The organism is Acinetobacter sp. BMW17 (assembly GCF_001592855.1).
Classification (GTDB): Bacteria; Pseudomonadota; Gammaproteobacteria; order Pseudomonadales; family Moraxellaceae; genus Acinetobacter; species Acinetobacter johnsonii.
On record NZ_LSOD01000008.1, the window covers coordinates 20,891 to 45,205 of the forward strand.

At 42.6% G+C, this 24,315-nt stretch carries 28 protein-coding genes; 9 read left to right on the forward strand and 19 right to left on the reverse strand.

Going from position 1 to position 24,315, the window contains the following annotated elements; genetic code table 11:
- Positions 1 to 22 precede the first annotated feature (22 nt).
- The 7 genes from AXW61_RS01840 to AXW61_RS17055 form a co-directional block, all read right to left on the reverse strand.
- A complete protein-coding gene (locus AXW61_RS01840) occupies positions 23 to 577 on the reverse strand; it encodes a DNA-3-methyladenine glycosylase I (RefSeq protein ID WP_062031819.1) in 555 nt (184 codons plus the stop codon).
- A gap of 19 nt (positions 578 to 596) precedes the next feature.
- Complete coding sequence (locus tag AXW61_RS01845; protein WP_004691836.1) at positions 597 to 842, reverse strand: hypothetical protein; 246 nt, start codon at positions 840 to 842, stop codon at positions 597 to 599.
- A gap of 15 nt (positions 843 to 857) precedes the next feature.
- A complete protein-coding gene (locus AXW61_RS01850) occupies positions 858 to 1,400 on the reverse strand; it encodes a M23 family metallopeptidase (protein WP_171254037.1) in 543 nt (180 codons plus the stop codon).
- Positions 1,401 to 1,484: 84 nt separating this feature from the next.
- Positions 1,485 to 2,519: an A/G-specific adenine glycosylase gene (gene mutY / locus AXW61_RS01855; RefSeq protein WP_062032076.1), complete on the reverse strand. Its 1,035-nt coding sequence runs from the start codon at positions 2,517 to 2,519 to the stop codon at positions 1,485 to 1,487.
- Positions 2,520 to 2,627: 108 nt separating this feature from the next.
- Positions 2,628 to 2,990, reverse strand: coding sequence for an HIT family protein (locus AXW61_RS01860; RefSeq protein WP_004691832.1), 363 nt, complete (start codon positions 2,988 to 2,990; stop codon positions 2,628 to 2,630).
- 74 nt (positions 2,991 to 3,064) lie between these two features.
- Entirely contained in the window at positions 3,065 to 3,805 is a 741-nt protein-coding gene (locus tag AXW61_RS01865) for a dienelactone hydrolase family protein (RefSeq protein WP_062031824.1), read from the reverse strand.
- Between the two features lie 165 nt (positions 3,806 to 3,970).
- Positions 3,971 to 4,129, reverse strand: a complete 159-nt coding sequence (locus AXW61_RS17055) for a DUF1328 domain-containing protein (RefSeq protein WP_004647174.1) — start codon at positions 4,127 to 4,129, stop codon at positions 3,971 to 3,973.
- A 201-nt stretch (positions 4,130 to 4,330) separates the two neighbouring features.
- Here AXW61_RS17055 and AXW61_RS01870 point away from each other — a divergent pair, with 201 nt between their 5' ends.
- The gene (locus AXW61_RS01870; protein ID WP_062032079.1) at positions 4,331 to 4,783 is read left to right on the forward strand and encodes a YcgN family cysteine cluster protein; all 453 of its coding nucleotides are present in this window, start codon (positions 4,331 to 4,333) and stop codon (positions 4,781 to 4,783) included.
- A 99-nt stretch (positions 4,784 to 4,882) separates the two neighbouring features.
- Positions 4,883 to 6,160: a replication-associated recombination protein A gene (locus AXW61_RS01875; RefSeq protein ID WP_062031827.1), complete on the forward strand. Its 1,278-nt coding sequence runs from the start codon at positions 4,883 to 4,885 to the stop codon at positions 6,158 to 6,160.
- Positions 6,161 to 6,257: 97 nt separating this feature from the next.
- On the opposite strand, the gene AXW61_RS01880 is transcribed toward AXW61_RS01875, so the two are convergent.
- Positions 6,258 to 6,878: a LysE family translocator gene (locus AXW61_RS01880; protein ID WP_171254036.1), complete on the reverse strand. Its 621-nt coding sequence runs from the start codon at positions 6,876 to 6,878 to the stop codon at positions 6,258 to 6,260.
- Positions 6,879 to 6,964: 86 nt separating this feature from the next.
- Here AXW61_RS01880 and AXW61_RS01885 point away from each other — a divergent pair, with 86 nt between their 5' ends.
- Positions 6,965 to 7,432, forward strand: coding sequence for an Lrp/AsnC family transcriptional regulator (locus AXW61_RS01885; RefSeq protein ID WP_228254617.1), 468 nt, complete (start codon positions 6,965 to 6,967; stop codon positions 7,430 to 7,432).
- A gap of 159 nt (positions 7,433 to 7,591) precedes the next feature.
- Here the strand turns inward: AXW61_RS01885 and AXW61_RS01890 are convergent, their stop codons facing one another.
- The 9 genes from AXW61_RS01890 to dapA all read right to left on the reverse strand — a co-directional run bounded on the left by AXW61_RS01890 (position 7,592) and on the right by dapA (position 15,067).
- Complete coding sequence (locus AXW61_RS01890; RefSeq protein WP_062031829.1) at positions 7,592 to 8,368, reverse strand: ATP-binding cassette domain-containing protein; 777 nt, start codon at positions 8,366 to 8,368, stop codon at positions 7,592 to 7,594.
- Positions 8,369 to 8,376: 8 nt separating this feature from the next.
- Entirely contained in the window at positions 8,377 to 9,090 is a 714-nt protein-coding gene (locus tag AXW61_RS01895; protein WP_004691821.1) for an ABC transporter permease, read from the reverse strand.
- Complete coding sequence (gene hisQ, locus AXW61_RS01900; RefSeq protein WP_004691820.1) at positions 9,087 to 9,776, reverse strand: histidine ABC transporter permease HisQ; 690 nt, start codon at positions 9,774 to 9,776, stop codon at positions 9,087 to 9,089. The genes AXW61_RS01895 and hisQ overlap by 4 nt, the downstream gene beginning before the upstream one ends.
- Positions 9,777 to 9,860: 84 nt before the next feature.
- Positions 9,861 to 10,646, reverse strand: a complete 786-nt coding sequence (locus tag AXW61_RS01905; protein ID WP_005401457.1) for an ABC transporter substrate-binding protein — start codon at positions 10,644 to 10,646, stop codon at positions 9,861 to 9,863.
- Positions 10,647 to 11,080: 434 nt separating this feature from the next.
- Positions 11,081 to 11,752: a YrbL family protein gene (locus AXW61_RS01910; RefSeq protein WP_062031832.1), complete on the reverse strand. Its 672-nt coding sequence runs from the start codon at positions 11,750 to 11,752 to the stop codon at positions 11,081 to 11,083.
- 49 nt (positions 11,753 to 11,801) lie between these two features.
- Positions 11,802 to 12,431: a YrbL family protein gene (locus AXW61_RS01915; protein WP_062031835.1), complete on the reverse strand. Its 630-nt coding sequence runs from the start codon at positions 12,429 to 12,431 to the stop codon at positions 11,802 to 11,804.
- 358 nt (positions 12,432 to 12,789) lie between these two features.
- Positions 12,790 to 13,509 carry a phosphoribosylaminoimidazolesuccinocarboxamide synthase gene (gene purC, locus AXW61_RS01920; protein WP_004691818.1) on the reverse strand — a complete coding sequence of 240 codons (720 nt, stop codon included), beginning with the start codon at positions 13,507 to 13,509 and terminating at the stop codon, positions 12,790 to 12,792.
- A 36-nt stretch (positions 13,510 to 13,545) separates the two neighbouring features.
- A complete protein-coding gene (locus tag AXW61_RS01925) occupies positions 13,546 to 14,154 on the reverse strand; it encodes a hypothetical protein (RefSeq protein ID WP_005401459.1) in 609 nt (202 codons plus the stop codon).
- A gap of 13 nt (positions 14,155 to 14,167) precedes the next feature.
- Positions 14,168 to 15,067, reverse strand: a complete 900-nt coding sequence (dapA, locus tag AXW61_RS01930) for a 4-hydroxy-tetrahydrodipicolinate synthase (RefSeq protein WP_039890664.1) — start codon at positions 15,065 to 15,067, stop codon at positions 14,168 to 14,170.
- Positions 15,068 to 15,666: 599 nt separating this feature from the next.
- On the opposite strand from dapA, the gene pncA reads away from it, so the two are divergent.
- From pncA to ppk1, 3 genes are all read left to right on the forward strand, one after another.
- Positions 15,667 to 16,305, forward strand: coding sequence for a bifunctional nicotinamidase/pyrazinamidase (pncA, locus tag AXW61_RS01935; protein ID WP_062031838.1), 639 nt, complete (start codon positions 15,667 to 15,669; stop codon positions 16,303 to 16,305).
- A gap of 70 nt (positions 16,306 to 16,375) precedes the next feature.
- The gene (locus AXW61_RS01940; RefSeq protein WP_062031840.1) at positions 16,376 to 17,350 is read left to right on the forward strand and encodes a bile acid:sodium symporter family protein; all 975 of its coding nucleotides are present in this window, start codon (positions 16,376 to 16,378) and stop codon (positions 17,348 to 17,350) included.
- 145 nt (positions 17,351 to 17,495) lie between these two features.
- The gene (gene ppk1 / locus AXW61_RS01945) at positions 17,496 to 19,559 is read left to right on the forward strand and encodes a polyphosphate kinase 1 (protein ID WP_062031843.1); all 2,064 of its coding nucleotides are present in this window, start codon (positions 17,496 to 17,498) and stop codon (positions 19,557 to 19,559) included.
- A 54-nt stretch (positions 19,560 to 19,613) separates the two neighbouring features.
- Here the strand turns inward: ppk1 and AXW61_RS01950 are convergent, their stop codons facing one another.
- Positions 19,614 to 20,867, reverse strand: coding sequence for a hypothetical protein (locus AXW61_RS01950; protein ID WP_062031846.1), 1,254 nt, complete (start codon positions 20,865 to 20,867; stop codon positions 19,614 to 19,616).
- A gap of 77 nt (positions 20,868 to 20,944) precedes the next feature.
- Here AXW61_RS01950 and serB point away from each other — a divergent pair, with 77 nt between their 5' ends.
- From serB to AXW61_RS01965, 3 genes are all read left to right on the forward strand, one after another.
- Positions 20,945 to 22,165, forward strand: coding sequence for a phosphoserine phosphatase SerB (gene serB / locus AXW61_RS01955; RefSeq protein ID WP_062031849.1), 1,221 nt, complete (start codon positions 20,945 to 20,947; stop codon positions 22,163 to 22,165).
- Between the two features lie 410 nt (positions 22,166 to 22,575).
- Positions 22,576 to 22,911, forward strand: a complete 336-nt coding sequence (gene aciT, locus AXW61_RS01960; protein WP_004691806.1) for a ciprofloxacin tolerance protein AciT — start codon at positions 22,576 to 22,578, stop codon at positions 22,909 to 22,911.
- Between the two features lie 150 nt (positions 22,912 to 23,061).
- Positions 23,062 to 23,541: an SCP2 sterol-binding domain-containing protein gene (locus AXW61_RS01965; RefSeq protein WP_004691804.1), complete on the forward strand. Its 480-nt coding sequence runs from the start codon at positions 23,062 to 23,064 to the stop codon at positions 23,539 to 23,541.
- Between the two features lie 104 nt (positions 23,542 to 23,645).
- Here the strand turns inward: AXW61_RS01965 and dtd are convergent, their stop codons facing one another.
- Positions 23,646 to 24,086, reverse strand: coding sequence for a D-aminoacyl-tRNA deacylase (gene dtd, locus AXW61_RS01970; protein ID WP_062031851.1), 441 nt, complete (start codon positions 24,084 to 24,086; stop codon positions 23,646 to 23,648).
- Positions 24,087 to 24,315 lie beyond the last annotated feature (229 nt).

Sequence of the window (24,315 nt, forward strand, 5' to 3'; positions counted from 1 at the left end):
TTTTCCTGTTTTTTATGTACTTTTATTTAAAATGACAGCTGTTTTCGTGATCATTGACCATACCGACTGCTTGCATAAAGGCATAGCAGGTGGTGGGTCCGACAAATTTAAAGCCCTGTTTTTTTAGGGTTTTAGACATATTTTGGCTTTGAGGTGTCTGTGCAGGTGCTGTGCGGTAGTCCGGGACATTATTGTTGATTGCGTGTTGCCCGACAAAGTTCCAGAGCCACTCAACGGGGTCAATGCCTTGTTGCTTTAGGGCTTGCCATGCAAGCGCATTGTCACGAATGGCGGTCAGCTTCCCGATATGGCGAATTAAGCCGATATCTTGGACTTTTTCGGCTAAGTCTGTATCACTCAAAGCCGCAATTTGTTCAATGGAATATTGAAAAAACTGGCGATGATAATGTTCACGCTTTTTCAGGACGGTAATCCATGACAGCCCCGCTTGTTGACCTTCGAGGCAGAGCATCGCAAATAACTGCTTTTCATCATGTAGTGGTTTACCCCACTCATGATCATGGTAGTCGATGTAAAGTGGGTCTGAGGAGCACCATCCGCAGCGTTTAGTGGTCATGAACATGCTCCTGATCTTTTTATAGGGTAAAAGGTGCCCATTGGTCGTGTTGATTGTCCCAATAAAACAATTGGGCGTGTTCGAGGTCGGAAAAGTTAATCCAAACATCTTTTCCTGTTTTTTCAGCAAATCCAGTACTGATTAAAAGCGCATCTTCGGTAATTTCCATGATCCAACCTTGGTGGTTTTGTCCGGCCAAGATGATTTTTTGTTGATTGCCTGATTCAGCAAATTCGACCAGACGGTTGATCAACGCTTCTGACATGAAAAATTCCTAAAGTTAACGTAAATAAGGATAGGGATTTACTGCACCACGGCCTTTACCTTGTAAATAAAGTCCATAATGCAAATGTGGGGCTGTGTGCCGTGCATTGCCTGTATTGCCGACATAGCCGATCAGGTCGCCTTTTCTGACATAGTCGCCGACACTTAAGCCACGTTTATGGTCATCAAGATGAGCGTAGTAATGCCAAGTGCCTGCTGGCCCCATAATCCAAACCACTTTACCACCCAAATTGTTATTGCGTAAGTCTGCGACGAGCCCTTCTGTGGCAGAAAAAACTTTTGTTCCACGTGGAGCCAGAATGTCGATGCCTTCATGCGTCCGTCCACTACTGCGAGACGCTCCCCACGTATCTGTGAGTCCATGACGTTTAATGCCTTGAACGGGTACAGGCAGCTGCTGAGCTAAACGCATGTTTTTCAGCTGTTGGACTTGTGAGGCAGGTAACTGGCTTCCACTTGGTGCAGGCGGCGTGGTACGGCAAGCTGCGAGTAACAGAATCACAAAACTTAAACTGGCAAGCGCAGAAAGGCGGGGCAAACAATTACGCACGAACAATCCTTTATTATTTCAGTGATCTAATTTTAAAGTCTAAGGGTGAACCCAATCGATCACCCAACTATGTCACAGTTGAATTGCTGAGATCAATTTTTTCATCGCAGTTGGGATGCCCATTTCTGTGACGTTTTGTATGTCTATCCATGTGCTGGCCAATTCTATACTTAAATGTTCGAGTTGATCGGCATCGACTTCAAAGCAAAGCGCTTCCAGTTGCCAAGTGAAATGGGTGAAACTATGCGAAATTTCAGCACGTTGCGAGACTTGTTTCAGTCCTAGACTTTGGCACAGTTGCGTGAGTTCATCACGATTTTCAAAAATAGGTAAACACCATAAACCACCCCACAGTCCACTATTGGGACGCTGTTGCCACAGCCATTGATTGTGATGACGCAGCACCAAAACTTGGGCTGACTTCACAGGCACAGCTTTCTTGGGTTTTTTAAAAGGCAGCTCAGTTTCTAGCCCTTGTGCATGGGCCTTACAGTGTTGCTGCATTGGGCAGTATAAACACAGCGGTTTTTTAGGGGTACAGACGGTTGCCCCCAAATCCATGATGGCTTGGGTATAGTCGTGGTTACGTTCAGTTGGACAGAGTTCAGTGGCCAGTTGCCACATGCTGCGTTCATGCACAGGTTTGCTTAGATCATCCTCAATGGCAAAAAAACGCGCGAGCACGCGTTTTACATTGCCATCCATAATGACGCCGTACTGACGTAAACCCAAAGACATCAGCGCCCCTGCGGTTGATGGACCAATACCTGGCAGTTCAATCCAGTCCTCTAAAGTTTGAGGAAAGTGTCCCTGACGTGCCACAACCCCTGCGGCTTTATGTAGATTACGTGCACGGGCATAGTAGCCCAGACCTGCCCAGTAAGGTGCGACCTCATCCCATGATGCTGTCCCTAAAGCTGCAACGGTTGGGAAGCGTTCGATAAAACGCTCGAAGTATTGCAGCACGGTTTTGACTTGGGTCTGTTGCAGCATAATTTCAGACACCCAGACTTTGTAGGGATCATTGGCTACTTGCCATGGCAGGTCATGTCGACCATGAACATCGAACCAAGTCAGTAACGCATCTGAAAAAGAGAAAGGAGACATCTGAGGCACAAGCAAGAAATTCGGCTTAGTATAACTGAATGTCTTTTCTGAGCCCGAGTTTTTGCGCATAAAAAATGGCGCTTACGCGCCATTTAAAACCATAAAAACTTAGTCTTTTGTCATGCCCCAACGTGCATCGAGTTTTAGCTCTTGGTCTTTGTAGCGTGGAATAATATGGATATGTAAGTGTTCAGATACATTCCCAAATATTTCACCGTCATTAAAACCAATATGAAAGCCTGAAGGTTGATGACGTAATTGAAGTTCATTACGTGCCAGTTCCAGCAAAGACATTAAACTTTTACGTTCTTTGTCGGTAATGTCAAAAAATGAGCTCACATGACGTAGAGGGATAATGACACAGTGACCTTTAGACAATGCATTGGGTTCGGGCAAAATCACCCCAAAGTCATTTTTATCAAGCACGTCATATTCATCAAAATTACAATATTGGCAGTGGGTCTCAGTCATTGTTATCTCCTCTAAAATCTAATTATGTATCCTGTTGGATCTGAAAAATCAAATAGTTGAATTCTCAGCTCTAGTTAAGCACTGAGATTGCGTTCTAGCAAGTCATACATTGCATCTAGCCCTTGTCTTTCTGCTTCTGGGTTATAGCCCAAGTCTACGCCATTGGCTTTGGCACGCTCATCGGCCAATGGGTTGCTAAAACCGTGCTTCGCATCTTCAAAAATGATGACTTCATGGTCCACTTTTGCCGCATGCATTTCTTCACGGAAGCTGGCAACATCATCCAACGTGACCATGCTGTCTAACTCACCATGTAAAACTAAAATTTCACCCTGAATTTGACCTTCGACCGCAGGGGCTTTCGGTGCCAATGTGGCATGGAAAGTCACCACTGCTTTTAGTGGTGCGCCTGAGCGAGCTAAGTCTAAAACCACTTTACCGCCATAACAAAAACCAATCGCCGCCAGTTGAGTGGGATTCACTTCAGGCTGGGCTGCAAGCGTATCTAAACCTGCTTGCGCACGGTTGACGATGGTGTCTGCATCGGCAAAAGTTTGCATCATCCATTCATAGGCTTGTTTCGCATCTGTGGTGACATTTTTGTCGCCGTACATATCAATCGCCAGTGCGGCATAACCGTGTTCAGCCAGTTCGCGAGCACGTTGTTCAGTATATTCATTTCGGCCCCACCATTCGGGTGCAACGATGATACCTGCATGCGGTGTTTGAGAGCTTGGTGCTGCAAAATAACCGACTAAGCGTTGTCCATCGGCTGCGTTATATTGAATTTCTCGAGTTTGAATACTGATTGTCATGCTCAAATCCTGATAGATGATCTGTTCTGATTAAAGCATAAAAACTTTTACAAGGATTTGAAAAATATTCCGATCTACATGAGAAGTGTGAGAAATTATTTTTAAAGGCACACATAAAAAAAGAAGGATCTGAATCCTTCTTTTTTTTATTAATAGTCGCGTACTTTAGACTTTGCCACGGGATAAAAATCCGACAATCGCTAGAATCACAGCAATCACCAATAAAATAATCGCAAAGTCTTTGGATAAACCTGCTACGCCGCCAAAACCAAGTAAACTTGCAATCAGTGCAATCACTGCGAAGATAATCGCCCAACGAAACATAATTTTTCTCCATAGATGTTCTTATTTATTACTCTATTAGTATAGAAAGAAGGCTCGGACACACTGTGTTGCTTTTGTTTAAAAAGTGTTCTGTTTGTATTTTAAGTTTATGAATATGATGTAAATATTGAAAATTTGATGGTGCTGAAAAGTACAGTTACTATAGGGTATAATGTGCTATTGAGTTTATCGGCAAGCGTCATGTCACAGGAATTACGACTAGAGTTTTGGAAGCATTATGCGCTCACTGAGCTACGTTCAGCAGAGTGGGAAGCGTTGTGTGATGGTTGTGGTCTGTGCTGTTTGGTGAAACTTGAAGATGAAGAAAGCCAAGAAGTCGCCTATACCAAAGTGGCCTGTAAACTGCTGGACTGTCAAACGGCCAGTTGTCGGGATTATCCGAACCGCAAGCAGCATGTGCCCGATTGTATCCAGCTCACGCCCGAACTTTTAGACACGATTCATTGGTTACCACCGAGCTGTGCTTATCGCCGTCTGCATGAAGGTAAAAATTTGCCCAGATGGCACTATTTGAACACGGGCTCACGTCAAAGTATTCTGAAAGCGAAAAAGTCTGCAGCAGGACGCTGTATTTCTGAAGAAGAGATTCAGGATGACGACATCGAAGACTATATTGTGCGTTGGGTTCGCTAGCCGATAAAAGCACAATCAAATTGCATGAAAAGCTTGTGTCATTTGCCTGAATTTGCCATAACATAAGCATTCGATGAACGCATGATAAGTCCTAGCCCTATGTCTGATAGCAATATTCCACTGCCTGAACGTTTACGCCCGCGTGATTTATCTGAAATTATTGGGCAGGATCACTTATTGGGTGAGCAGGCACCGCTCCGCCAAATGATCGATCAAGGGCATTTGCCATCGATTATTTTTTGGGGGCCGCCAGGCGTGGGGAAAACCACCATTGCTTTACTGCTGGCGCAAGCGATTGATCGACCTTTTGTCAGTCTATCTGCACTCAATACGGGTGTTAAAGAGCTCCGTGAGATCATTGCTGATGGTGGAGATTTAATGCCACCTGTGGTGTTTATTGATGAAATTCATCGCTTTAACAAATCACAGCAAGATGCCTTACTGAATGCTGTGGAGAAAGGCAAAATTACCCTCATTGGTGCCACCACCGAAAATCCTTCTTTTGAAGTCAACAGTGCATTGTTGTCGCGTTGTCAGGTCTATACCTTAAATGCGCTCGATGCCGATGCGATTCAAACTTTATTACTGCAAGCGATTAAGAACGATCCGTTTTTAAAAGAACGTTATATTCAAATTGAAGAATTTGAAGCACTGGTGCAGTTTGCCGCAGGTGATGCCCGCAAAGCCTTGAATTTAATTGAACTGATTGCGGGCACCTTCGAGCCTGACGTTGAAAATATCGTGACCAATGCAATGGTGGTCAAAGTTGCACAGCAAAATATCGCCCGTTATGACAAATCGGGTGAGCAGCATTATGATTTGGTGTCGGCTTTTATTAAGTCAATTCGAGGGAGTGATCCTGATGCCACCTTGTATTGGATGGCACGTATGCTCAAAGGCGGTGAAGATCCTGTTTTTATTGCCCGTCGGATGTTGATTGCAGCCTCTGAGGACATTGGCAACTCAAACCCCAATGCACTGCTGCTTGCTGGAGAATGCTTCCGTTCTGTTCAAGCGGTGGGCATGCCAGAGTGTCGAATTATTCTTGGGCAGTGTGCGGTGTATTTGGCGACCAGTGCCAAAAGTAACAGTACTTATCTTGCGATCAACAAAGCGTTGGATTTGGCTGAAAAAACAGCGAATTTACCTGTGCCGTTGCATTTAAGAAATGCTCCGACCAAGTTGATGAAAGAGCAGGGCTATGGCGTCGACTACTTGTATCCGCACAACTATCCAGAGCATTTTGTGATGCAAGAATATTTACCCCCTGAGCTCAAAGGAACCAAACTGTATGAGTCAGCACGTAATAAGCGTGAGGTTGAAGGTGAGCGTTTACAGCAACGCCGTTGGCAACAAGAGCAGCAACAGCAGCAGTAATAAAAAAGCCTGATGAAAAAATCAGGCTTTTTGCTTTTGAGGCATAGGATTTAGTCACATTTATTGAGCAGTTTTTTCTTTAAGTACTGTAGCGTTTTTATGTTCCGATGTGCGTATTCATCAATTTTAATGCTGCAGGTAACACAGCGACCAATAAGGCGATTGCCATCGTTATGTTAAAGCTCAAGGCAAAGCGCGGTTTCATTAGATATTGGCGTAAGAAAAGACCACCGACTGCCCAAACCCCGACACATGGAATGGAAACCACCATTAAAATCAGGGCCGCATAAAGAATATCACTGACATAATGGTTTAAAGCAAAATATGTGGCAATGGTGCTGATAGAGATAATCCATGCTTTGGGATTGACCCACTGAAAAAGAGCCCCTTGTAGAAAACCCATCGATGGTTTTTGTTCTAATTCGATGTTGAGTGGCCCACTGGACGCGATTTTCCATGCGAGCCACAGAATATAAGCAGTGCCGATCAAACCTAAAATAAATTGGAGCTGGGGCAGGGCTAGAAACATCTGATTTAACCCGATGCCAATGGCGAAGAGTTGCACGGCCACACCAAAGGCAATGCCTAAAACCAGAGGTAGGGTTTTACTGATGCCAAATCGTGCACCAGACAGCATGACCAGTGCATTATTGGGTCCAGGTGTGCAGGTCATCACGACACAGAACAGCAGATAAGAGACAAACAGTGACGCATTCATAAAGGGGATGGCGTAATCAAATAAATATCATTTTATTGTTGATCTAGCACAATTTGGTTGTATATTGATCGTTAATACTGAGTTTTATGCAACAAATGATTGAATTAGATCGATTAGACCGAAAAATATTGTGTGAGCTTGAACGCGATGCACATTTAACCAATATTAAACTGGCAGAACGCGTGGGTTTGTCACCCTCGGCCTGTTTACGACGCGTGCAAGAGTTAGAAAGAATTGGTGTGATCCGAGGCTATAAAGCGGTGATTGACCGTTCGCTTTTGGGTGTTGGTTTAACGGTTTATGTGACTATTGGGCTGTCTTGTCACTCAAAAGAAAGCTTGAGTCAGTTTGAGGATGTGATCACTGCAACGGATGAAGTTACTGAGTGTCATACCATTACAGGCTCGGTCGAGTATTTGCTCAGGGTTGAAGTGGCAGACATCAAGTCTTATAAAAAGTTTCATACTGATGTTTTAGGAACGATTCCATCCATTAGCTCGATCACCAGTTTTTTGGTGATGGATACCACTAAAAATCGATACACCAATCTATAAAAACTTAGGTGGAAAGATAAAAAAACCGAGCGAAACTGCTCGGTTTTTTATCTGAATGCATATAGTTTCGCGGGATCAGATCAAACGAGGCGCTTTATCTTTTCAACAGAGCATTGAATGTTGAATCATTGCTGAGACAAGCTCTTGAAAGCTATTCAATTATTTAAAGTTACCCTCTAAAAACTGTTGCAGGCGTTCACTTTTGGGGTGAATCAAAACTTCTTTTGGATCACCTTGTTCTTCAATTTTGCCTTGATCTAAGAAAATAACATGATTGGACACATGGCGTGCGAAGCCCATTTCATGGGTGACCACAATCATGGTTCGGCCTTCTTCAGCCAAACTTTGCATCACTTTCAATACCTCACCCACCAGTTCAGGGTCTAGAGCACTGGTCGGTTCATCAAATAACATCACTTCAGGTTCCATCGCTAAGGCACGGGCAATTGCAACACGCTGTTGTTGTCCTCCTGACAAAAAAGACGGATATTTCTTTTCGACATTTTCTGCGAGCCCAACTTTTCTTAAATATTTTCGCGCACGCTCTTCTGCCTCACTCCGCTTTAGCTCCAAGACATGAATGGGCCCTTCAATAATATTTTCTAATACCGTCATATGCGACCATAAATTGAAATGTTGAAAGACCATCATCAGTTGGGTGCGCATTTTTTGCAGTTGTTTAGGGTTTGTCGCTTTGAGATCGCCATTTTTATCTAAAGTGGTCTCTAACTGTTCGCCATTGAGTTGAATGCTGCCTTGGCTCGGTTGCTCTAGAAAATTGATACAACGAAGAAAGGTACTTTTACCAGAACCCGAGGAACCAATAATACTAATCACATCACCTGCATGTGCCTCAAGTGAAACCCCTTTTAAGACTTCATGATCGCCAAAACTTTTACAAAGGTCTCGAATCACCAGTTTTGCTGAATTTTCCATTGTTTCTCCTAATGATTCGATGGTTTTAAAAACGCCAGCCAGCGTTGTTCCAATTTACGAAAGATCCAAATGAGGATAAATGCCAGACAGGCATACAGCACAGCGGCAATGCCAAAGGCATCAAACGTGGCATAAGTGGCAGCATTGACATCTCGTGCAATTTTGAGAATATCAGGCACGGTTGCAGTGAAGGCAATGGTGGTTGCGTGCAGCATCAAAATGACTTCATTGCCATAAAACGGCAATGCTCGGCGTAGCATCGACGGAATAATAATGCGGGTATAGCGTTTCCAAGGCGACATTCCAAAAGCTTTTGCTGCCTCAATTTCGCCATAGGGAATCGAACGTATGGCCCCTGCAAAAATTTCAGTGGTATAAGCTGCTGTATTGAGTGCAAACGCTAAAATGGTGCAATTAAGCCCCTCTCTAAAAAACTCATCGAGCCGTTCATGGGCATGGACAAATTCGAGACTATAAATCCCAGTATAAATAATCAGTAGCTGCACATATAAGGGGGTACCACGGAAAATATAAGTAAAAAACCAAACAGGTCCACGTACAAAAGCATGCTCAGAAACTCGAGCAATTGACAAAGGCACAGCCAGAACAAAACCAATCGCAATCGATAAGACCAGTAGCCACGCGGTCATGGCGACCCCAGTCATTTGAAAACCATCGGTCCACAGATAGGACTGCCAGTATTGTTGAATAATTTCAATCATAGTTGTCCCTTTTTCACACCAGCAGAGTAACGACGTTCCAGCCACATGAGAATCAAATTCGAAAGGGTGGTGATGGCCAGATAAATGACGGCTGCAACAATACTGAAATAGAACACTTGCATGCTGCTTCGACCTGCATCTTGGGTAATTTTGACGATGTCGGTCAAACCAATTAAGGACACCAAGGCAGTGGCTTTGATGAGGACTTGCCAGTTATTGCCAATCCCCGGTAAGGCAAAACGCATCATTTGTGGAAAGAGGACACGCCTGAAGACTTGAAATGGGGTCATGCCATAGGCATATGCAGCTTCAAGTTGACCTTTGGGGACGGCTTGAAATGCGCCACGAAAGGTTTCCGTAAAATAAGCCCCATAAATAAAGGCTAAAGTAATCACCCCTGCCACAAAGGGATTGATGTCAATTTGCTCCATATGGATCGATTCGGTAATCGAGTTCAATCCAAGTTGCAGGCTATAGAACAGCAACAACATGATCACCAGATCAGGAACACTACGAATGAGCGTGGTATAGAGGGTTGCAACATGACGTAAGATTTGAATACGAGAGAGTTTGGCACTCGCCCCAAACAATCCAATAATGATCGAAAGCACTAGTGATAACAAAGCAAGCTGTATGGTCATCCAAGTGCCACTGAGTAATACGGGACCATAGCCAGACAGAAACATACTCAGTTTCTCCGAGTAAAAATATAAAATTTTATAAATCAGCAATATATATAGGGTGTCGGTATTTAACCGACACCCTATAAATTAATAAATGCTGAAAGAGAAGTATTTTTTCTCGAGTTTCTTATAGGTGCCGTCGGCAATAATTTCAGCTAATGCTTTATCAATATTCTTTTTCAGATCAGCATCTTCTTTACGTAAGCCGATTGCAGCCCCTACACCTAGTGTTTTGGCATCGACCACATTATTGCCTGCAAAAGCAAAGCCTTTGCCTTTCGCCGATTTTAGGAAACCAGCATCGACCATAATCGCATCTTGTAATGTTGCATCTAGACGTCCCGAAACCATGTCTTGGTAAAGCACATCCTGGTTTGGGTAAGGAACCACATTCACACCTTTAGGTGCCCAATAGGCTTTTGCATAGCCTTCTTGAATCGTACCTTGTTGTACACCCACACGTTTGCCTTTTAGGGATGCAGGCGTAGGGAGTAAAGGAGAGCCTTTCTTCGCGACCATACGGGTAGGCGTGTTGTAAATTTTATTGCTAAATGCGATTTGTTTTGCGCGATCCGTAGTGACCGTCATTGAAGACAGAATACCGTCGAATTTTTTCGCTTTGAGCGCAGGAATCATTCCATCAAAGGAATTTTCTACCCAGACACATTTGGCTTTTAATTTGGCACAAATGGCATTGCCCAAGTCGATGTCAAAACCGACCAGCTTATTGTCTGGTGTTTTATATTCAAAAGGTGCATACGCAGATTCTGTGCCAAAACGAATGGTTTTCCATTCTTTTGCTTGGACAGTACTACTTAGTGCTACGGCTACGAATGTAGTGGAAAGTAGTAATTTTTTTTGCCAGTTTTTCATTTTAAATATAGCCATCCGTAAAAATCAAATCTAAGAAATAAGACGAAGATAGAACTTACCCTACTGAGTACTTTTGAATAAAAGCAACATCTATACCAGTTTTCTGCTCTTAGGGGATCGATGGATCTTGTCGCCATGAGAGATGAGGAAATAAGGGTATTTTTTCGGTTGGAATAATTTTTATCTGAGAACGTCCTGTTCATATGTTTTTATCATATTAAAAAATGAAGTTGAGACATAGCTGAAATATACCTGAAGTCTTGTGCGCTATGACGTACAGGATTGTTGATTTTTTAACAGTGGCCCAATGTTTTACAAGACTATTTTTCAGTGCTGAATAGCTCACAAATAAACTGAAGTACTGCAATAGCTGTGGATCTGAAAACAAAAAACCGAGCGATTAAGCTCGGTTTTTTATCTTATTGCATGTTTAATTATGCAGATTTAGCAAAATCAGAAAATTCAGGTTCTTTTGCTGTATCCAGATATTCTTGCATTTTGGCACGAATTCTTTGTTCAATTTTACGAACATTATGTGCATTAATTCTTTTGCTCATAGCTCGGATTGGAATAAATAATTTTTCACCCATACCATCGACCAAGACAAATTCGGGTTGATTGCTTCGTGTTTCGGTATACATAATGCCTTCGATATTCACATCGTTATACACAATATGTAGTTCACAACAATCATTAAAAAATTGATCTAAGGCTTTTGCATGTTGTTCAGTAAATTGATGTGTTTGACAAAGCTTAGCCAGTGTTACCCCTTGCTTGGTAGGGCTGACAATTTTTTCAACAACGAGTCCCAAACCTTTGTTGGTTTGTACTAAACCATATGGGGTTTCAACTGGAAATTGGAAACGATTTTGACGGTAGTGATTTTTACACAATTGCAGGTATTGTAGAATTTCTCGACGAAATTGTTTATACGGACCTTGCGCGTGCGTGCGTTTGAATCCTTTGAGATGAGCCCATTCACCATCAGCAGTAAATCGGTTTGGGTTCATTATTTTAATGGCTTTATCGTGCTCTGTCGGGTGTTGGTAAACGATTTTATAACCACCTTGTCCTAAGAGTTGCAGCTGGTCGAGTTGATAAATCATAATTTTGGCTTCAATCAAATAAAGTATGCGGAACAAATGGAATACGGACTTATTGCATAAGATTATTCATTTGTTGACGAATTTTATTTTCAACTTTATGGATGTTGCTGGTATTGATGGACTTGAACATGGCTCTGAGGGGGATAAACAGCTTTTCACCCATACCATCAACCAAGACAAATTCGGGTTTATTATTACGAGTTTCGGTATACATAATGCCGGCGATATTGACCTCCCCAAAAACAATATGTAAATCACAACATGCCTTAAAAAACTCATCTAAAGCTTGCGTATGTTTTTCTTCAAACTGTTTGGTTTTGCAGAGTTCAAATAAGGTCATACCTTGGTCATTTGGGCTGACAATTTTTTCGGTAATTAGACCTAAGCCATGACTGGTTTGAGCAAAGCCATAAGGGGTTTCGACAGGAAAGACAAACTGATTGTGCTTATATTGGTTTTTACACAGTTGAAGATACTGGAGAAGTTCTCGGCGAAACTGTTTGTAGACTCCTTGTGAGAGCTGGCGCTTAATTTTTCCGTGACCTTCCCAGCCGCCATCACTTCCTACACGCTCAGGATTCATGATTTTAATCACTTTATTTTCATCAACAGGATGTTGGAATACGATTTTTGAACAACCTTGTCCTATTTTTTGTAGATCAGTAATTTCATAAATCATGGTACTTTCCGAAACAAATGAGAGCTACACGATTGAATCATGTAGGGTAAAAATCTGCGTAGACTTACAATTGTACACAGAATATAGGCAAAACTCATGCTTTTGCCACTTTGTTTTAATATTGTTTTAATAATTGTACGTTATAGGAGTGCATTATTTTGAATAAAAAACAAACAAATTAGAGATTTAAAAGAATTTTATAAACGATTAAAATTTATACATATGTGACCAGTGGTTATCATTTTTTATAAGTAAGGTTTTTCTTTTTTACCGCATTCAAAATGCATCATCAGTGTTTAATGGATGTTGCATAAAAAAACCGAGCGATTAAGCTCGGTTTTCTTGAATCTGTAACTGATTAGATATCAGAAAGGTCGATACCTAAACGTGCAGCAACTTCTTCATAAGCTTCAACCACACCGCCTAAACCTTGACGGAAACGGTCTTTGTCGAGTTTTTTCTTGGTTTCTTTGTCCCATAGACGACAACCGTCTGGAGAGAACTCATCACCAAGAACAATTCGGTCGTGGAATACACCAAACTCAAGTTTGAAGTCCACAAGTAGCATGCCACCTTGGTCAAATAAGTTTTTAAGCACTTCGTTTACTTGGTAAGTGAGGACTTTCATTTGCTCAAGTTGCTCGGCAGTTGCCCAACCTAAAGCAATTGCTTGAGACTCATTGACCATTGGGTCACCAAGCGCATCATCTTTGAAAAATAATTCAAAAGTCGGCGGGGTTAATTCCTTACCTTCTTCTACACCTAAGCGACGGCATAAAGAACCTGCTGCATAATTACGAATTACACATTCAACAGGGATCATGCTGAGTTTTTTCACTAGAACTTCAGTTGGAGAAAGAAGTTTTTCAAAGTGAGTCTCAATGCCAGCCGCAGCCAATTTATCCATGATAAAGGCGTTAAAACGGTTGTTCACCTTACCTTTACGATCTAGTTGTTCGATCTTTTCACCATTGAATGCCGAAGCATCATCACGAAAGACTAAAATCAGGTGGTCTGCACTGTCTGTTTCATAGACAGATTTCGCTTTACCAGTATAGAGCAAGGTTTGTTTTAACATGAGGGAACCTTTTTCAAAAAAAAATGCCTAGTACGACTAGGCTGGCCAATTTTGGTAAATCTGGGTTAACAATTCTGTGGCTTTTTCAGGCGCTGCAAAACTGTTATCGGCATTGAACACAGCGAGGTTATTGCTGCTGCCGACCGCGGTTAGTCTTAACACATAGACCTGTTGATCGATTTTAATGGTTGCTTCATAACCATTTTTGCTTTGACCAACAATTTGATGGTTGAGGCTGCTGAGGGTGGCAAGCGTATATTGCCAAATTGTAGCAGAATTTCCCTCAATTTTGAGCAGCGGATTCTTATTTCCGTCAATAATCAATTGAGGGCGGCTCACAGCTGTATCAACTGTTTCCGTTGATTCTGCATTCGACATGACTTGAGCAGCTTGAGGGCGCGGCATTGCAAAACGGTTTCCGCGCTTATTTTCAAGTACAGGTGCATGTTCAAGAGCGAGCGCTTCAACCGTTGGAGCTGGATACAACGGCGTTGCAGGTCGAACCATAGAGCCTTCAGGGTACTTAAGAGGTTCTAAGGTTGCTGTTTCTTTATAGTCCAAACTACCGTTATTGACTGCAAGGGAACTACAACCCGCTAAACTGACAACTGAAAGTGCGAGAGTAAGACCTAAACGTAATTGCATATTGATGTGCTCTTTATTTAATGACACCCGCTGTTGTGAGTGCTTCACGGAGCGGTGTGCGATATTGTTCTGCAAGTGGTGTTAATGGTAAACGAATACCCGTTTCGATTAACTCCATTTCATGAAGTGCCCATTTCACAGGAATTGGGTTTGATTCGCAAAATAGAATTTCGTGTAAATTTGCAACTTGGGTATTTAGGTTTTCAGCTTGTTCAGCTTCGCCTGCCAGTGCTGCCGCACAAACATCGCTCATTTCTTTTGGGGCAACGTTCGCAGTCACAGAAATATTACCTTTTGCTCCCGACAGAATCAGTTGATAAGCCGTTGCATCATCACCTGAATAGACGGTCATCGCTTTGCCAGCAAGGCCTTCGAGCAGTGCTTGGCCACGAGGGACATCACCTGTGGCATCTTTAATGCCCACAATTTGAGGAATATCGGCCAAACGAATGACCGTTTCATTCGCCATATCGACACCTGTACGACCAGGTACGTTATACAGAATTTGAGGAAGATCAACAGCTTCAGCAATAGCTTTATAGTGTTGATATAAGCCTTCTTGAGTCGGTTTATTATAATAAGGGGTAACCAGAAGAGCAGCATCTGCACCGAGTTCTTTGGCTTCTTTCGTCAACTCGATGGCTTCACGCGTTGAATTCGCGCCAGTCCCCGCAATAATCGGGATACGTTTGTTGGCGACACGAATGATTTCTTTAATCACTTGTGTATGCTCTTTCATGCTTAGAGTAGACGCTTCACCCGTTGTACCGACAGCAACAATGCTATTTGTGCCTTGTGCGATGTGCCACTCAACGAGCTTCTCTAGACCCTTCCAATCTACGCTGCCATCTTCAAACATAGGGGTGACGATTGCGACAATTGAGCCTTGGATGGTCTGTGCTTGCTGAGTCATTTTAAAAAAATATCCTATTTGTCCATCCAGTTAGGCCAGAAAAACATAAGATTGGATGGGTGCGTATTTTAATTTATAGCATTTTCAAAGCGCTGATGCATTGAATAATGCTTATGCAAATTATGAACGAACACAACATGAAGAACAATATGCTTTAGTCAAAGTGTATAAAAACTTTATCTTTCGCTACAAAAATACAGCTTGTTCAAATGGTAGACAAAGAAATGCTTTTCATTTTGCATCTGAAAAGGGCATTTTGCATAACCTATGGCCGTGGATTGAGGTATTTAAAGAAAGAATCTCTTCATCTCAATCGAGCATTAGAAGCCGATCAAATTGAATATTGGGTTATAAGCTTCTATAAACGTCAGGATTTTGCATGATTATACGAGTTCTCTAAGTATGTGTGACATCGTCCTTTTAACGTTATAGATCAATGTCCAGTATTTTGTTCTATATTCTATCTTCGCTTCAATTTGCCACAATACCCATTGCACTCAAGGCTGCGGTCATTTAATTTTGACCCGCGAGGATGAATACTGTTTTATAAATTAAGCTAAGCTTGGCCTTCGAGCGCAGAACTAAAAGGACAGAGAAGAATGCAGAAGAATATGGCATTGATTGTGGTGGATGTACAAAATGGTTTTACGCCTGGTGGAAATTTAGCGGTAGCAGGATCAGATCAAATTATTCCTAAAATTAATCAGCTTGGCGATTATTTTGACACTATTATACTCACCCAAGATTGGCATCCTGAAAATCATATTTCTTTTGCAGACAATCACCCCGATCAACAAGCCTTTCAAACGATTGAATTAGACTACGGCACACAAGTGCTCTGGCCACGTCACTGTGTACAAGGTACACAGGATGCGGAATTGCATCCCGATCTTGACCTTGCCAAAGCGCAGTTGATCATTCGTAAAGGATGTCATACGCACATTGATAGTTATTCGGCTTTTTTAGAAGCCGATCATAAGACCCAGACGGGACTCGCAGGCTATTTAAGAGAGCGTGGGATTGATACTGTATTTATTGTTGGGATTGCAACTGACTTTTGTGTGGCATGGACGGCAATAGATGCCTGTAAACTCGGTTTTCAAACTTATGTGATTGCCGATGCCACCAAAGGCATTGATTTACATGGTTCTTTACAACATGCATGGCAAGAGATGCTGGCCCATGGTGTGAAACGTCTGTATTGCAAAGATATTGTGCAACAATATGCCGTGAACTGATGCGCTGAACCAATCGGCTCACCTCAATCACTAATATCGACATTATAAAAACATGCAGTAGGGAAAGGTCATGGGCACTTTTTTAAAATTTACCGCTTGGATTCAAAAAACCTTTGCTCTATGGGTGGTGTTATTTGCATGCATTGCGCTCCTAAGCCCTGAAACTTTTGTCTGGATGAAAGCTTATATCACGTGGATGTTAGGGCTGATCATGTTTGGTATGGGCATGACCATGACACTGGATGATTTTAAAGGGGTGATGCAAAGTCCTAAAGCAGTTGCAATTGGGGTGGCGGCTCAGTTTGTGGTGATGCCAAGCGTGGCTTATCTGTTGTGTTTATTATTTCGCTTGCCGACTGAAATTGCGATCGGGGTGATTTTGGTGGGTTGCTGTCCGGGTGGCACTGCATCCAATGTGATTACTTATATGGCGAAAGGCAATACGGCTTTGTCTGTCGCATGTACTACGGTATCGACCTTATTGGCACCTGTGTTGACTCCCGCGATTTTCTATCTGCTAGCCAGCCAATGGATTGAAATTAATGCATGGTCGATGCTGAGTTCAATTTTACAGGTGGTTCTGTTCCCGATTATTTTAGGGCTGGTGGTACGTGCCGTGCTGAAACAGAAAGTCGAAAGCTATATTTCGGTGATGCCCTTAATTTCTGTAGTGGCGATTGTGCTGATTGTGGCAGCGATTATTGGCGGCTCAAAAGCACAAATTTTAGAATCAGGCTTATTGATTTTAGCTGTGGTGGCGTTACATAACGCGATTGGTTATTTACTTGGCTTTGCAGCAGCACGGATGTTTCACTTGCCACATGCCGACTGTAAAGCGGTTTCGATTGAGGTCGGTATGCAAAACTCAGGACTAGGTGTGGCTTTGGCAGCTGTACACTTTGCCGCTTCGCCAATTACGGCTGTACCTAGCGCAATCTTTAGTTTGTGGCATAACATTTCAGGGCCAATTTTAGCCAGCTATTGGGCCGCGAAAGCAGACGCTACAGCCAAGGAAAAAAGTGAAAAGGAACATATGTCGGTTTGAATACTGTACGCTGTTGCAGCTTTAAGCATAAAGTCAGGATGAATTTTCTATTTGGCATGAGGTTGTAACTAAACTGTCATAAAGACTACCTAACATCCCCGCCAAACACTTCATAACAGACTGTTGCAAACAGCATTGAGAGGGTATGGATAATTTTCAGCATTCATCGGCGACGTATTTTAACCGAGAGTTATCGTTATTTGAGTTTCATCAGCGGGTTTTAGCACAAGCATTAGATCCGAGTTTGCCAGTGCTGGAGCGTTTAACTTTTTTAATTATTTTTTCACGTAATTTAGATGAGTTTTTTGAAATTCGTATTGCGGGCTTGATGAAACAACGCGATATGAATGTGATAGCACGAACCCCTGATGCTGTTCCTACTGAAGTGATATTAGAAGGCCTGTCCGAATCCATTCATTGTGCCGTCAAAAAACAGTTTGAAGTTTTAAATCATTCGATTTTGCCTGAGTTACAAGCGCAAGGTATTCAGTTCATCCAGTTCCAAGATATTTTAGAAAAACATAAAGCGTGGATTGCAGAATATTTCGCCAAAGAAATCCAACCCGTTTTGACCCCAATCAGCTTAGATCCATCACATCCTTTTCCTCGCCTCGTGAATAAAAGCCTGAATTTCATTGTGAGTTTACAAGGTAAAGATGCTTTTGGACGAAGCATTGAGATGGCGATTGTCCCAGCGCCGCGCTCATTACCGCGTTTAATTCAGATGCCGAAAAACGTGGCAGGCAATATCGACACGCAGATTTTTTTAACCGCAATGATTCAACAGCACATCAGTGATCTGTTTCCAGGGATGAAAGCCACGGGCTGTTATGCTTTTCGTGTGACGCGTAATGCAGATCTGATATTGTCGGAAGATGTTGATGATTTGGCAGTGGCACTAAAAGATGAGTTGTCGTCACGCCGTTTTGGTCGCGCGGTGCGTTTAGAAATCGAAGATGACTGCCCCGAAGCGGTGATTGATTATCTGCTCAAGGAATTTGATTTAACTGAGCAGGAGCTTTATCGCATTGATGGGCCGATCAATCTTTCACGCCTCAGTATCAGTTGTGACCGACCTGAATTGAAGCATCCAGTTTTTATTCCAGTCATTCCCAAAGTTTTGCGTAAACAAAAAAGTACCTTTGATACCTTAAAAGCACAGGATGTGTTATTGCATCATCCTTTTGATTCTTTTCAGCCTGTGATTGGTTTATTAAAAGAAGCAGCGAAAGACCCAAATGTGCTGGCGATTAAACAAACGCTCTACCGCAGTGGGCCTGACTCTGAAATTGTACAGGTCTTGGCAGAAGCAGCACGAAATGGCAAGGAAGTCACAGCCGTGATTGAGTTACGGGCGCGTTTTGATGAAGAGTCGAACATTATCGTGGCGAATATTTTGCAAGAAGCTGGGGCGGTGGTGGTGTATGGCATTGTCGGTTATAAAACTCATGCCAAAATGATTTTGATCGTACGCCGTGAAAATGCCCAGTTGATCCGTTATGCCCATCTGGGCACAGGCAATTATCATGCGGGTAATGCGCGTATGTATACCGATTATGGGTTGATGACCACACAGCCTGATATTTGTGAAGATGTACACCGTATGTTCCAAGAACTGACGGGAATGGGCAAAATGGCCAAGTTGAAGGCGTTGTTACATGCGCCTTTTACGTTACATAGTGAACTGTTAAAACTGATTGAGCAAGAAATTCAGTTTGCACAAGCCGGTCAAAAGGCGCGTATCATCATTAAAGTCAATGCCTTAACGGAGCCGCAGTTAATTGCCGCACTGTATCGTGCGTCACAAGCGGGGGTACAGGTCGATCTGATTATCCGTTCGATCTGTTGTTTGATTCCACAGGTCCAAGGCATGTCTGAGAATATCCGTGTGCGTTCGATTGTGGGCCGTTTTCTGGAACATACCCGCGTGTATTGTTTTGAGCATGGCGGTGAGAAAAAGCTGTACTGTGCCAGCGCAGACTGGATGGGCCGTAATTTATTTTCGCGTGTGGAAACCTGCTTTCCAATATTAGATCGCGTTTTGAAAAAGCAGATTTATAAAGACGGATTAATCAGTTACTTAAATGATTGTTTGAATGCTTGGGAGCTACAAGCCGATGGTCATTGGCTTAAAGTGGCCTGTACCGATCCAGAGCAAAGGTATAGTGCGCAGCAACATTTAATTGCGCAGAAGCAACTCAAAATTTAACAGTTGCCATAAAAAAGCCTGACGTAGGTCAGGCTTTTTTATGGTTGGACTTAGTTAAGAGGCCTTAGATTGTTTTGCTTTTAAAATTTCCGTTCTTAAGCTTTGTGCCAACTCTGCAGACTCCGCACCCATGCCATTGACCATAAAGGCATGACGGGTCAAGACATTGGTTGGATTAGGTAAATTCACCAGTTGGTAACTTTCAGAAATGTCTTTCAATAATTCGTTGCTTAAATGTATGGCACTTTCTTTGGCAGACAACTGTTGGACCAAACGCTCAGCAGCTTGATTTGCAGACAGCTGCATCGCATCGACTGAGGTTGAAATGCCACAGCGCGTTTGCAAAACAAAGCGCTTTTCTTCGCGGTAACGTTTATATAAAACCTCAGATAGCAGTTGGAACACACTACTGATCATCATTAAACACGGCACTGCATTCGGCGTGTCTGTCGACATGCTGAGGGTGGCACCATGTTCATTAAAGGATTGAACTGTAGTGATGTCCGTGCTGTTGAGTTTGTAGTGTTTTAGACAAAGTTCTGTGCTTTTATTGAGGAAAATTTGACACAAATTAAAGTATGGAATAGACACGGTTGTATTCACCGAGTCCATCAACTGTTTCGGGTCATAAAATTGAATATTGAGCGCAACCGAATGATTATCCACGATCACAGGTTTCTGTTCTTTGGGCTTCGCACTGGTTTTGATTTGTTGTTGTGCTTGGGCAATCGCGACCGCCGTATGGTGTTTTTCCTGTTCAAGCGTTTGGGTTAAAACTTGAATTTCATGTTTTAAGCGGGATTCGTTATTGATCCGTGCCAAATATTCGGTACGGCTTGGGCGCGCAATGGCGCGATAAGCCAACCACAGTAAACCATGAATCGCTAAGGACAATAAAATCGCTAACCACTGAGTACGTAAAATCTCACCCATACTTGGTTTAATGAGCGTGATTTCAATGCTACCTACTTTCTTTTCATTTTGCAGCGCATCACGGACAAATACTTCACCATCACGTGTTCGAACTTGGCCACCTGTGGCCAAGACTTGATTGTTGGCATCCAAAATACGAATGGAAGCTACGCTTGGGTTGGTCGCATAGCGATCCACCAAAAGCGCAAGGGAAACCGTGTTGGCAGGCTCCAGCTCTGCAAGACTGTCTGTGACCAATTGAGAGGTCATCAGTTGGCCTTGGTTGGCACGGTTTTCATTCAGTTGATGAGTCGTTGCCAATACCAATAAAAAGGTATGTAAAGCAAAACTTACAATTAATAGGCTAGCAAATAGCCCTTGTCTAGGCGCATTCAACGTAAACTTCCAAAGAAAATATATTCAATTTCGATTATGATTCTAACAATAGTCGTAGCTCAGACCCGAGTCAATTCATGCGAGAAATCATTCTTATTTCATTTTTAGGACCAGACCAGCCGAATCAGTTCACTCGATTAATGCAGGTATTGTCCACTCATTCATTACAAATTTTAGATGTCGGACAAGCAGTTATTCATAACCAATTGACCTTAGGTATTGTTATTTCTTCAGACAACCAAACCGCAACAGCTTTGGCGATGAAGGAAATTCTAATTTTAGCACATGATATTGGTTTAACTGTACGTTTTAAACCAATCACTACAACTGAATATGACCAGTGGGTGAGCGAAGGTGGGCGGACGCGTTATATCGTCACGGCTTTGGCGCCAGAGCTTGAGGCGTCTCACTTACAAGCAGTTACAAATATTGTGTCCAACCAAGGTTTCAACATCGAAACCGTGACCCGTTTGTCAGGTCGTCCAGTCTTAAATGGCGAAGTCGATGGGCCGAAACGCGCCTGTGTTCAATTCGGTTTAAGTGGTCAAATGCTGGATGCCGCAGCCATGCGTGCAGCCTGTTTACGTTTGTCACATGAACTAAATGTCGATGTAGCGGTACAAGAAGACAATGCCTACCGTCGTAACCGCCGTTTGGTCTGTTTTGATATGGACTCGACCTTAATCGAGCAAGAAGTGATTGATGAGTTGGCGATTGAAGCGGGTGTCGGCACACAAGTCGCTGAAATCACAGAACGTGCAATGCAGGGTGAGCTGGATTTCCAACAAAGCTTCCGTGCACGTGTCGCACTGCTCAAAGGGATGGATGCCTCTGTCCTACCTAAAATTGCAGAACGTCTGACTGTTACAGAAGGTGCTGAACGCTTAATTTCAACTTTAAAAGCATTAGGTTACCGCACGGCTATCCTGTCGGGTGGTTTTCAGTACTTTGCAGAGTATCTACAAGCTAAACTTGGTATTGATGAAGTCCATGCCAATGTCTTAGACGTTGAAAATGGGTTGGTGACGGGCGAAGTTAAAGGTCACATTGTCGATGGTGCACGTAAGGCATTATTATTACGTGAGTTAGCCGATAAGATGGGCATTTCTCTTGAGCAAGCGATTGCAGTGGGCGATGGTGCGAACGATTTACCGATGCTGTCGATTGCTGGCCTAGGTGTAGCTTTCCGTGCGAAACCGCTGGTGAGACAAAACGCCAATCAAGCTATTTCAAGTGTCGGCTTAGATGGGGTGTTGTATTTATTGGGTGTGCACGATAAAGATTTAAATCGTGCTTAAAGCATCTCAGTCTTATCAAAAACGCAGCCTTTGAGCTGCGTTTTTTTGTTGCAAATTTAAGCGAAAAACGATGAGCGGTCAGTGAAAAATGTCGATAAAAACAACGATCAATAGAATTGGAAAAAATATTTTTAAGTGCTGAAAATACGGGTTTTATTTTGTAATGACACGCCAAGACTGAGCGCGTCTTTGTTTTGGAAAAGTTCAAATCTAAAAAAATGTAATGACAATATAATATGGCGACAAGGTATGTCGCATTCTAAAAATACAAGCCTTTTTTTCTTTTCAAAACTGCTCATAATGCATGCATAGAGTTTGAAAGATACACAATCCATTAATTTTAAACGGTATCGGGGATGAGTTCAGCACAGTGTATCAGTCGCCTGAATTTATCTTAGACGGAGGTTTTTATGGTAACAGCGAATTTAGCAACCATCGTTGGCTTAAGTTTAGTCGCCGCTGCGTTAATTGCTGTTTTCTTTTCGCCTTATCGTCGCTGGTTGAGTTTTATGGTGGCGGGTATGGTGTTTTGGGGAATATTGGAAGTCATTCGCCTAGGTGTGCAAGCAGTGTTTGAAATGCCGATCACTTATAGCTACTTAACTGCTTTAACTTCAGCGATGCTTATTGTGACGATGTTGCTTCTACGTGAAGACCGTCGCGCAGAACGTGCACTGGCGCAGCGCCGTTGTATTGAACATACACCTGTATATGAAGATGACCAACAGCAGTGTTCTAGCCGCTAAGTCATAACCTCATACCGTAAAAGAAGATGCCTAGAGCATCTTTTTTACGTTCTTACATGATTGTTATACAAAGCCTAGCGGTAAAAATGGCAACTTGTGGTAGCATTGAAAACAGTCAATTTATCAACAATTACAATAGGCTTTCATGTCATGAAACTATCTTCAATTCCTGTGGTTAAACTTCCATTGGTTGATGTCAGCACGGATCCGCTGGATTTAATGGTTACTGGTTTGGCACTTCGTATGAAACAGCTGGCGCGTACCAGCCCAAAATTTATTGAATTAGTTCATGAACGGCAGTTCCGTATTCAAATTGGCACGGATCTGGGTATGGCACGCCAAATTATTGTGAATAATGGTCAGATTGATACCGTTTCAGGTGATGCTGAAAAAGCCGATTTTATTTTACAGTTTGCGGACAGTGAGCAGGGTGTGAAAACTTTAATCAAAGGCGACCCAACCGCATTTATGACGGGTATGCAAAACGGCAGCATTAAAATGGAAGGTGATTTTGGTCTCTTGGTTTGGTTTAATCAAGTTGCAAAATTGGTTCCACCAAAGTTACCAAAGCCTGTGAAAGCAAAAATTAAAGCCGCTCGCGCGTTTTTGAAAGAAAAAACCGGTAAGTAAAAAGATTTTTTAAACATCTCGATTCCGTCTCCTTTATAAAAGGCAGATTGAGCGCAATGAAATCGAAAAAGCCCTCTATCGAGGGCTTTTTATGCATGGTGTTTTTATTCGATTTCTAAATTGAAAGTTACGGGCCCATCATTGACCAAATGTACTTTCATGTCGGCAGCAAAAATACCGGTTTGCACATGCTCAAACTGGGTCTTGGCATAGTCAACCAGTTGTTCGTATAAGGCTTGAGCATCATTCGGTGGCATGGCTGGTCCAAAGTCAGGACGTAAGCCTTTTTGGGTGTGCGCCATCAAAGTAAATTGAGAAACCAGAAGAATCCCACCACCGGCTTGGCTGACATTCCAGCCCATTTTGCCTTGTTCATCGTCAAAAAAGCGATACTTTAAAATTTTATCGATCAGTTTTTTGCCTTTGTCTAAAGTGTCTTCTTTCCCAAGGCCTAAGAAAACCAAGATACCGTGTTGAATTTCGCCTGTGGTTTCACCATCGACCACCACTTTGGCTTCGAGAACGCGTTGTAATAAGGCCCGCATGACTGATTCTATCTACCATTTGATTGTGTAGACTGAAATTGTAGCAAACCTAATGCAGCACAGGAGAAACATCGATTGAAAAAACAAGGCTGTTGCGTTGATATCCATAGCAATGTTTAAGTAAAAGAACATAGGCCAAGAGCGATGACAATAAAGACATCAACACTTGGATTCTGAATCAAGAGAAACAAGGATCTATCGAGTAATTGGTCGAATAGCAAGACCGAAT